The following is a 9,373-nucleotide window of genomic DNA, read 5'->3' as shown; positions in this document are numbered from 1 at the left end:
GGCGGGGATCAGTGGCGACACGGGGGATATCCCTGATGCCCCGACGCCCCCGAGAGGCGCACACTGGGGGCATGACGCAGCAGCCCGGATCCCCCCAGTACGGCGAACCCCAGTACGGCCAGCCCGTGGCCGGACCCGACGACCGCACGCCCGCGGCCCTGGCGCACGCGTCCAGCCTCATCGCCATGGCGCTCTCGGCGGGGTGGCTCTCCTTCGTGGGCCCGCTGGTCATGTGGCTGATCTACAAGGACCGCAGCCCGTTCGTCCGGCAGGCCGCGGCCGGGTCCTTCAACTTCAACGTCGGTCTGTGGATCATGAGCATCGTCGGCTGGGTCTTCATCATCACCGTGATCGGCATCCCCATCGGACTGGTCCTGCTGGCGGTCTCCTTCGTCCTCCAGATCGTCGGTCACCTGATCGGAGTCGTGCGCGCGACCCGGGGCCGGACCATCAACTACCCGTTCCAGCTGCGCATCCTGAGCTGACGACCCCGCTCCCCCCGGTCAGCGCGCGGAACTCGTCGTCGGCCCCTCCCACCGACGCGGCGCCGCCGCCTCGCACCGGTCCCGGCGATCCGGTAGTAACGAGAGGGGGCGGCGCGCCATCCGGGCGCGCGGGAGCCGAAGGGACGCGGAATGGGCGCAGATGCGCGCATGAACACCGGGGTCGACGCCGAGGTCGTCCGTGATGTCAGCGCAGCGGCCGGCGCGTCCGGTCCGGCGCCGGGCGACGTCCGACTCACCAGCGTCCACAATTTCCGGGACGTCGCCGGCCATGGATACGCACTCGAGCCGTCCGGGACCATGGCCCGCGGTCTGGTCTACCGGTCCACCACCTTGTCCGTGGGTGAGGACGATCTCGGCGTGCTCAACCGGCTCGGGGTGAGCACCGTCGTCGACCTGAGGACCGACGAGGAGATCGTCCGACAGCCCGACGTGATCCCGGACGGGGCCCACTACCTCGCGATCGACGTCCTCGCCGGGAACACCTCCGCCGCCGCCTTCACCGGGGCCGGCACGTACAGCGTCGAGGACGCCCGGCGGGAGACGGCGATCATGTACGAGCGGTTCGTCGTCGGGGACGCCGAGCGGACGGGTTTCGGACGCGCGGTCCGCGCCGTGGCGCGGTCGACGGGCCCGGCGATCGTGCACTGCACCGCCGGCAAGGACCGGACCGGCTGGACCTCTGCCGTCCTGCAGCTGCTCGCCGGCGTCCGCGAGGAGGACGTGATCGCCGACTACATGCTGACGCGCGAGCTGTCCGTCGACTTCGTCGACGCCATCCGCTCCTACGTCCGCGCGGAGATGCCCGAACGCCTGGAGGCGATCGACGTGCTCATCGGGGTCGAGGAGGTCAACATCAGGCGGTCGCTGACAGCGTTGACCCGTGAGTTCGGCGATGTCCGTCGCTACCTCGTGGAGGGCGCCGGTGTGGAGGAGGGCCTGGTGGACGAGTTGGGGGCCCGGCTCAGAACACCACGATGACCGCGCCGAGCACGCCCCCGAAGGCGATCGCCTCGAGAACCACCGCCACCGTGCGGCCCACCTCGGTCCGTGCCATCGAATGAACCCTGGGGCCCGCCATCGTCAGCGCGAACACCAGCACCAGCAGCGCCACACCCACCAGGGTGTCGGCGAGGAGTGCCGCGACGCCGTAGACGGCTCCGAGGCCGATCAACCCTCCCGTCGCCGCGGCGGAGACCGTGGTCAGCGGCGCCGGGAAGACCGCGGCCGGAGCGGTGTCGCGGATCCCGCGGTCGTCGACGCCGGGCCGGGCCTCCGCCCCGGGGCCCTCAGCAGGAGGATCCGGGACGGAATGGCTCCGGCCCCCGTCCTCTAGCGTCAGATGTCCGTTCATGTCCAGGACCCTACGTCCGATTTCCACGGGAACGCTCGGGCGACCTTAGGAAACTGATCGGAAAATGGAAAGGACTGGTCAAGGGCGGTATTTCGGCCGGAGAGATCGGTCACAACGTCGGCTAGGGCAGCTGCCGGGGCCGTGCGGCTGCAGGACCGTCACAGTGTCCGCCCGCGTAGGATCTCGCCTGGAACCGGTGGGGGCCGGGACTAGTTCGACAGCGGGGAAGATCGGGGGATCGGCGTGGGAGCTACGGGTGCACTGGGAGGGTGGTTCGAGCCCGGAGACGATGCCGGGAGGGCCTTCGACGAGGCCGAGGCGCTGCTCATGGCGTGTGAGGACCTCACCGCCGTGATGGAGACCATCCGGCACTCGGATTCCCCGGTCGAGGCGCGGCGCGCCCTCAAGACGGGGTTCGGGTTCTCCGGGAGGCAGGCCGCGTTGCTCCTCACGCTCCCGGTGATGTCGTTCACCCGATCCGAACGCGACCGGATGCGCGACAGCCGCCGGGACCGGCTGGAGCTCTTCGCCGACGTCACCGGGTCGATCCCGGCGCTGCGGCAGGACGACGTCCGATCGGCACCGGCACTGGCTCCTGTGGGCCCGGATCCATCCGTCGCCCGGCCGGAGTGGGCCGCCGACATCGAGGGAGCCCTCGAACGGATCCGGTGGGTGATGGACGGGGAGAGGGGGGATGGTTCGACTCCCCAGGAGTCCGTGACCTCCGGGGTTCCCGCATCCACCGCGCCAGTGGTTCGTCGATCGCGGTCCGGCCGCGTGGATGACGCCTCGGTGGTGCTCGACGAACAGGTCGGGGAGCTGTGCGACGCGCTGGCCGAGATCGTGCAGGTGGAGGGAGCGCCCGGTGCGTGGCTGGATGATCCCCGGGCCTCCGACTCCCGGTCGGGCATGTTGCTCGACAGTTGCGGCGTCGACGATTCGGTGGGGATCCGCACGCTTCTCTGGCATCTCCGCCGGACGGGCCTGGACGCGGTCGAGGGACTGTTACCGTTCGCGGACCCGGTGGACCCCGCCCGGGGCTTCGACGTGCAGGCGAGGATGTTCGAGCACGCCATGGCCACCGGTGGACTGGGTTCGGAGCCGGGGCCCGGGGTGACCTGGGCGGGTCGACTGTGGCCGATCGCGGAGAGGCGGGGCTACGGGTACGCCGTGGCCTACCGGGACGGTCCGGATGCCGGAGCGGTCTGGGCGTACGGCGGAGACGAACCGCTCTACCGGGTGTGGGATTCGGTCGTGGACCTGCTGGTGGAGGTGTACCGGGCGGTGACCACCGGCGAATCGTGCGACGCGGCGATCGCCGCCGCGACGAACGGACGCGTGGCGTGGACGAACCTCAACTGAGATCCCGTCCAATGACGGTGGCCCGGCCGCCGCGGCAGAACACGAGCTCGACGCGGCTGACGGTCCGGCCGGTGGTCGCCCGCAGGAGTTCGGCGTACGCGCACAGCTGGAGCAGGTAATCGTCCACGGTGGCGCAGGTGACGGCGACATCGGTCTTGTAGTCGATGACGGACAGGGACCCGTCGGGGTGGTCGACGACCAGGTCGACCACCCCGTCCACCGCGACGGACGTGCCGTTGGTCGTGGCGAGGGATCCCGCGACCGGCAGCTCCGCCCAGTGCGGACGGCCAGCGGCCCTGCGCACGGGGTCCGAGGTGAGGGCCGTGCGGGCGACGGCGACCATCTCCTCGACGGCCTCGGGGGACCTGGCGTCGCGGACGCCGCCACCGAGACCGAGGGAGGTGAGCTGATCGGCCGCCCACGACTCCCACTCCCGGATGTCCGCAGAGGGTGCTGCTGTGAGGAGCTCGGCGAGATCGGTGTGTTCGGCCAGGTGATGGACGGCGGTGCCGACGTCGGTGCCGGAGGCCAGTGGGACCGTCCGGGGTGCGGGCGGCAGCTCCTCCTCACGTGTGGGAGCGGGCGCGAACCGGTCCCGCAGGGCGGCGGCCAGTTGCTGGGGTAGCGAGGGATCGGGCCCGCCCGCGGGGTGATGGGCGATCCGGGTCGCCGACCACCCGGCTCGCTCGGCGGATCGGGCGACGACCTCGCGGCTGCGGTCGTCCCACTCGTCCCGTCCGGGGACGTCGACGGGGGGTGCGGACGCCGGTTCGAGCAGATCCTGCCCGTAGGGCACCAGCTCCGGCGCGTCGGGCATCTCCATGACCGAACCGAGGAGGGAACCCCACAGTCTCCGGGGCTTCGGATTCTTCTCCTTGGTCAGTACGTATCCGTGTCCGGAGACGGCGAGGCGACTCTCCGCGCGCGTGGCGGCCACGTAAAGCAGCCTGATCCGCTCCGCCAGCGAGTGTTCCGCCTCCCGCTCCGCGGCCCGTGCGAACCCGGGATCGCGCACCGAGGTGGAGAACGAGGCCGCGGGTCGGGGAGGCTCGTCGTCCGTCCACAGCAGTCTGTCCCGGTCACCCGGCCACTTGCGGCTCATCCCGGCGAGCACGACCATCGGGTACTCGAGCCCCTTGGCGGCGTGAATCGTGGTGATGCGGACGGCGTCGACCCCGATCTCCGGGATCGCCGCCTCCGGGACCCGGGCGTCCTCGGCGGTGAGTGCCAGCGCCCAGTCCGCGTACTCGCGCAGGTCGGCGCGGGCCGGGTCGGCGGCGGAGTCCTCCCACTGCCAGGCGTGTTCGATCACGAATCGGATGCGTCGCCACAGGTCGCGCCGGCGGGGCGACTCGGCGACCGATTCGAAGACCATCCGCTCGTGGACGAGTGTCTCGAGGATCTCGCCCGGTCGTCGGCTCCGCCGGGACAGGTCGGAGAGGTAGTCGATCCCCACGGCGACCGGGGAGTCCACGAGGTGGTCGGGCGCCGGGGCGCCGGGGGCCCAGACCCCTCCGGCCGCGCGCCACCGGAGCAGGTCGTCGTCACCACATCCGAAGAGCGGGGAGCGGAGCGCTCCGACGAGCGATGCCTCGTCGGCCGCGTTGGCCACGGCCCGCACGGCGAGGAGGAGGTCCCTGATCTCGGGGGTGCCGTAGACGATGGACGACGCTTCGGTCCGGAAGTCGATCCCGGCGTGGTCGAGGCATTTCTCGATCATCGGCAGAGAACCCCGGGAGGGCAGGAGGATTGCGATGTCCCCGAGGCGGAGCGGGGTGTGGCCACCGTCCTTGGACTCGTGTGTCCACTGCTCCCGGACGGCGGTCGCGATCACCCGTGCCACATCGGAGGCTTCGGTCCAGTGCCGCGTGATGTCGTCATTCGCGTCCGCGGGACAGTGATCGGGCAGCGCGGGCACGTCCTCGGTGCGGAACACGAAGGGACGGGGCCCGTGCGCGGGGTCGTACGGGGGCCGATCGGGACCCGGTTCCAGTTCCCGGTACTCGGGCTGCACGCCCTGCGCGGCGAGCATCACCTCCGAGAACACCGAGTTGACCCAGTCCAGCACCGCCCGCGAACACCGGAAGTTGGTGCTCAGGCGCTCGATCTCGACCCCGTCCATCTGCTGCGCCCGCAGGTAGGTGGAGATGTCCGCCCGGCGGAAACGGTAGACGGACTGTTTGGGGTCACCGACGGTGAACAATCTCCCGGACACCGAGCCCGGTTCCGGGCTCGGTGCCGACCCACCAGTGGACCCCGCGCCCCGTCGGCCGTCCTCGGCGGTGAGGAGGGTGGCGAGGTCGAGCTGGATGGGGTCGGTGTCCTGGAACTCGTCGATGAGGATGCGCGTGTACCGGGCCCTGACCCGGTCCCGCACCTCGGGGTCCTGCAGCAGCTCACGCGCCAGGACGAGTTGGTCGTGGAACTGCAACGTGCCGCGCCTGCGCCGGTCCTCGGCGTGTCCGCGGATCACCGGGATGAGGGCGTCCAGGACGATCGCGATGCGGGGGCGCCAGTGGGCGGACAGGACCTCGGTGCAGATAGAGGGCAGTCGCTTGATCTCCTCCTTGATCTCCCTGACGGTGTCGGCGCCGCCCCAGTTGGGCCCCTTTCCCCCGCTTCCCGGACCGAGGGGCGTGGAGAGGAGTTCGACCCAGGTGGGAGACGCCGTCCGATCCGTGGCCGCCGACTGGAGGTCCGTCAGCCATTCCTCGTGCCTGGCGAGGGTCTGGTAGAGCTTGTCGGTTTCGTCCTGGCAGGACTCTCGCCATCCGATGATCGACCCGATCGCGGCGACGATCTCCGCGAGATCGGGGGTGGCGGGCAGCTCGGAACCGGGAGCCCCGCCGGAGTGGAGAGGGCCGCGCGGGAGTCGGTCCCAGTCGCGGTGCAGCGCCTCCACCATCTCGCGGAAAGCATGCGTGCCGACGCCGGCGTCGAGCATGTCGTCGACCGCCTGGGCCAGTATGCCGGAGCGCGACCCGTTCCGGTCTCCGCCGAACAGGACGCTCGCGCATTCCTGCCACATCGCTTCCACGGCCGTGGCCTCGGCGGTGTCCTGCTGGGCGGTCACCTTCGGCGGTGTCCCGGCCTCGAGCGGATTCTCCGAGAGCAGCCGCAGTGCGAACGAGTGCAGGGTCCCGATGGCCGCGGTGTCGAGCCCGGCGAGCGCGGCGTCCGCGCGGGGGTCTCCCCCCTCCCGTCGGTCGACCAGGTGGACCCGCAGCCGGTCACGCAGTTCGGCGGCCGCCTTCTCGGTGAAGGTGATCGCGGCGATCCTGTCCACGGGCACGCCGTCGGTGAGCAGGAGGGTGCTGAGCCGACCGACCAGGGCGTGGGTCTTCCCGGTGCCCGCCCCGGCCTCGACGAAGAGGGTGGCGGTGGTGTCCCGTTCGACCCGGTCCCGGGCGGGTTGGTCGTGGAGCGCGCTCATGGGGTCGACTCCGTTCCGGTCCCGGCCGTGTCACCGGCGACGATGCCGACGAACGCGGGATGGGACGCGAGTGGCTCCCGCCGGGACAGTCGCTCCCACGTGCGGTCCAGATCCGCGCCTCCGAGCAGGTCGGCCAGGTCGCGGGAGGACCCGCGCCCGCCCTTGAGGGGGAACCATCCCCGCCGGATGGCGTCGACCAGGTGGCCGACGTCCGAGCGGACCCGGTCCATGACGGCATCCGAGATGGTGAGGGAGATCTGTTCGAAGCCCCCGCGTTCGGTGCAGTACCAGTAGCGGGCCTCGCTCACGGGCATGTGCCGGGCGGAGGCGGCGGCCGCCGCGTACAGGGGGAGCTGGAACCGGGTGCCGGCCACGGTGGGGTCGTCCTCGCCCGGGCGCAGTTCCACCCCGGGTGGCTTCCCGGTCTTGTAGTCGGTCACGCGCTGCGCTCCATCCCGGACGTCGAGCCGGTCGATCGATCCGGCCAGGAGCAGGGTCTCCGGGCCGCGGGAGGTGATCACCTCGAGCGCGATCCCGGCCGACGGCTCTCCGGGGAGTCCGCGTCCGAATCCGAGCTCGGTGGCCGTGGGACGCCAGCCCGCGTCCGAATCAGCGCTGTCCTCCTCGAACCACCGGCCGAGCTCGGCGGCGAGGAGCATGCGTCGCCGGCGCCACAGGGGGGTGAGCAGCCCGGGAGCCGCGGCGACGGCCTTGTCGCACTCGTCGGACAGGGCGCGCATGAGCAGGTCACGATCCGGACCGACCCCCAGCGCGAGTCGCTCGCCCACGTATCTCTGCAGGATCGCGTGGACCAGGTCGCCGTAGTCGCGGAGGTCCATCTCGATGTCCGCCGCCGGGTCGTCGAGCACACGGACCCGGAGCACGGTGGCGAGGAAGAACAGGTAGGGGCTCTGGGCCCAGTCCTCCAGGCGGGTCGGCGACACGGGTGTGTCGAGAACCGTGACCAGCTCGTTCACGGACGAGACGTCTCCGGTGAACCGCGAGAACACACCGAGCCTCCGGTCCCGACGCATCTCGTGTGCCCGGATGAGCGGCTCCGGCGCGGTGGGTCCCGCCCGCCACCCGCGTGCCGCCAGTTCACGGAGGCGCAGCTCGGTGGGGGTGGCCGGATCGGGGCCCAGGAGGGGCGCGGGTGAGAGGACGCCGTCGACGAACGAGGGGACCGCGGTGACGGCGGGGCACCCCGCGACGGCCTCCTGCCACCGGGTGGCGTGGACCTGCTCGCCGGAGAGGCGCGAGAGCGTGGGCAGGAGCCACCGGGACGGGATGCGGTGTCCGCCACCTCGCATCGACCCGCGGGGGAACGAACACAGTCGTCGGTTCGCGCCCGCCGACAGGGCCAGTTGGAGGACCCGGTACCGCTCGTCGAGCAGTTCGGAGGCGGGTGGCTCGACCACTCCCTCGGGCAGCAGCGGATCGGGTCGGTGCAGGACGGGTAACAGTCCCTCGGCCATGCCCACCACGCACACCGTGTCGAGGTCCCGGCCGACCGCGTCGTCGATCGGGCCCAGGCTCACGCCCGCACCCTCCTCGCCGACCCGCCCGGTGATCGAGTCCAGCCGGGTGGACACCGCTCCGACGATCCGCTCGCGGGTGATCGCGGGCGAGAGGGTGTCGAGGTCGGCGAGAGATCCCACCGCGGCCTGCACCGCCGCGCGGTCGGGGGTCTGCCGGAAGAGGGAGGTGAGCAGGGTGTCCAGCGTCTCTCCGACCTCGGACCAGGTCCGTGCGGACTCGAGGGTGCCGAGGGTCGACCTGATCCTGTCGACCAGGTGTAGCAGCGCCGCGGCGGCCGCCCGGTCGGAGTCGGTGAACCCGTCCCCGGACTGCTCACCACGGTCCGCGAGGTGGTCGGCCAGGCGGGTCCAGTCGCCCGCTCCGATGACCGGGACACGCATGCGGGTGAGCATCTCCAGCCGACGGGACGAGACCGCCGTGCCCCGGTCGTCGAGGAGTGCCACGGCCCCCTCGGCCACGATCGAGAGCAGGTCGGCGCGCGGCATGAGGTCCGGGTCGATCGCGAGCAGTCGGACGAGGGACCGGCCGGCGGTCGTGCGACCGAGATCGGTGGCGGAGGGTCCGTTGACGACGATCCCCGCCTCCGAGAACGCCCGGAGCAGCAGTCGGAGATAGGGGTCCGGCGACGGGTAATAGACGCCGATCCGGTGCCCCGGGAGCCCGTCCGCCAGGCGTGAGCGGACGAACCGGACCACCGCCCGCACCTCGTCATCCGGGTCCGACGCGTGCAGGACATGGGTTCCCGTGACGGCGCCGTCGCCGTCGGGCTCCGCCGCGGAGGCCAGGTGGTCGGCTCCCGTCCCGGGAATCGGCGTGACCCCGCGAGAGTGCAGGGCGGCGCGCAGACGTCGCTCGGCCTCCGTCCCCCTCAAGGGGGCCGCGAGGACCACGCGGCCGAGACCGTCCAGCCTCTCGATCGCGCCCGAGACGGCCTCGAACTGCGTGTAGTAGGCGGAGCCGGTCATGGCACGGGCTTGCTCCGACAACCGGAGCACCTCGGAATGGAGCCGGTTCTCCGCGGCCACCGATCCTGCCTCCACGGTTCCCAGCCGCAGGCATGCGCGGGCCACCGCCTGGCCGGTGACCGGCTCGCCGGCCACCGCCCGGAGTTCGCCGGGGTCCGCGTCCAGGGCCTTCTCCACCGCCGCCTCCAGGAGGGGGAACGGCAGCGCGGCGCGGGGG

6 protein-coding genes are annotated in these 9,373 nt (G+C 71.8%); 3 read left to right on the top strand and 3 right to left on the bottom strand.

The window, feature by feature from the left end; genetic code table 11:
- Positions 1 to 71 precede the first annotated feature (71 nt).
- Both IY392_RS02975 and IY392_RS02970 read left to right on the top strand, forming a co-directional pair.
- Complete coding sequence (locus IY392_RS02975; protein WP_107755299.1) at positions 72 to 485, top strand: DUF4870 domain-containing protein; 414 nt, start codon at positions 72 to 74, stop codon at positions 483 to 485.
- Positions 486 to 635: 150 nt separating this feature from the next.
- Positions 636 to 1,484 carry a tyrosine-protein phosphatase gene (locus IY392_RS02970; RefSeq protein WP_228548948.1) on the top strand — a complete coding sequence of 283 codons (849 nt, stop codon included), beginning with the start codon at positions 636 to 638 and terminating at the stop codon, positions 1,482 to 1,484.
- Here IY392_RS02970 and IY392_RS02965 read toward each other — a convergent pair.
- Complete coding sequence (locus IY392_RS02965; protein WP_156607043.1) at positions 1,468 to 1,857, bottom strand: hypothetical protein; 390 nt, start codon at positions 1,855 to 1,857, stop codon at positions 1,468 to 1,470. The genes IY392_RS02970 and IY392_RS02965 overlap by 17 nt on opposite strands.
- Positions 1,858 to 2,100: 243 nt before the next feature.
- Here IY392_RS02965 and IY392_RS02960 point away from each other — a divergent pair, with 243 nt between their 5' ends.
- Positions 2,101 to 3,219 (top strand): DNA gyrase subunit A, encoded by a 1,119-nt coding sequence (locus IY392_RS02960; RefSeq protein WP_194860460.1) that lies wholly within the window; start codon positions 2,101 to 2,103, stop codon positions 3,217 to 3,219.
- On the opposite strand, the gene IY392_RS02955 is transcribed toward IY392_RS02960, so the two are convergent.
- On the bottom strand, positions 3,212 to 6,652 hold the full coding sequence (locus tag IY392_RS02955; RefSeq protein ID WP_194860459.1) for a UvrD-helicase domain-containing protein: 3,441 nt from the start codon (positions 6,650 to 6,652) through the stop codon (positions 3,212 to 3,214). The genes IY392_RS02960 and IY392_RS02955 overlap by 8 nt on opposite strands.
- Positions 6,649 to 9,373: PD-(D/E)XK nuclease family protein (locus IY392_RS02950; protein WP_194860458.1), on the bottom strand; the 2,725-nt coding region annotated here is incomplete at its 5' end. The genes IY392_RS02950 and IY392_RS02955, both read right to left, overlap by 4 nt.

The sequence above is a fragment of the Dietzia sp. SYD-A1 genome (assembly GCF_015356725.1).
Lineage (GTDB): Bacteria > Actinomycetota > Actinomycetes > Mycobacteriales > Mycobacteriaceae > Dietzia.
This window is presented reverse-complemented; position numbering and strand designations above follow the sequence as displayed.

Excerpts from the sequence above, each read along its gene's own strand:
- IY392_RS02975 (WP_107755299.1), top strand. The coding sequence starts at position 72 with ATGACGCAGCAGCCCGGATCCCCCCAGTACGGCGAACCCCAGTACGGC.
- IY392_RS02970 (WP_228548948.1), top strand. The coding sequence starts at position 636 with ATGGGCGCAGATGCGCGCATGAACACCGGGGTCGACGCCGAGGTCGTC.
- IY392_RS02965 (WP_156607043.1), bottom strand. The coding sequence starts at position 1,857 with ATGAACGGACATCTGACGCTAGAGGACGGGGGCCGGAGCCATTCCGTC.
- IY392_RS02955 (WP_194860459.1), bottom strand. The coding sequence starts at position 6,652 with ATGAGCGCGCTCCACGACCAACCCGCCCGGGACCGGGTCGAACGGGAC.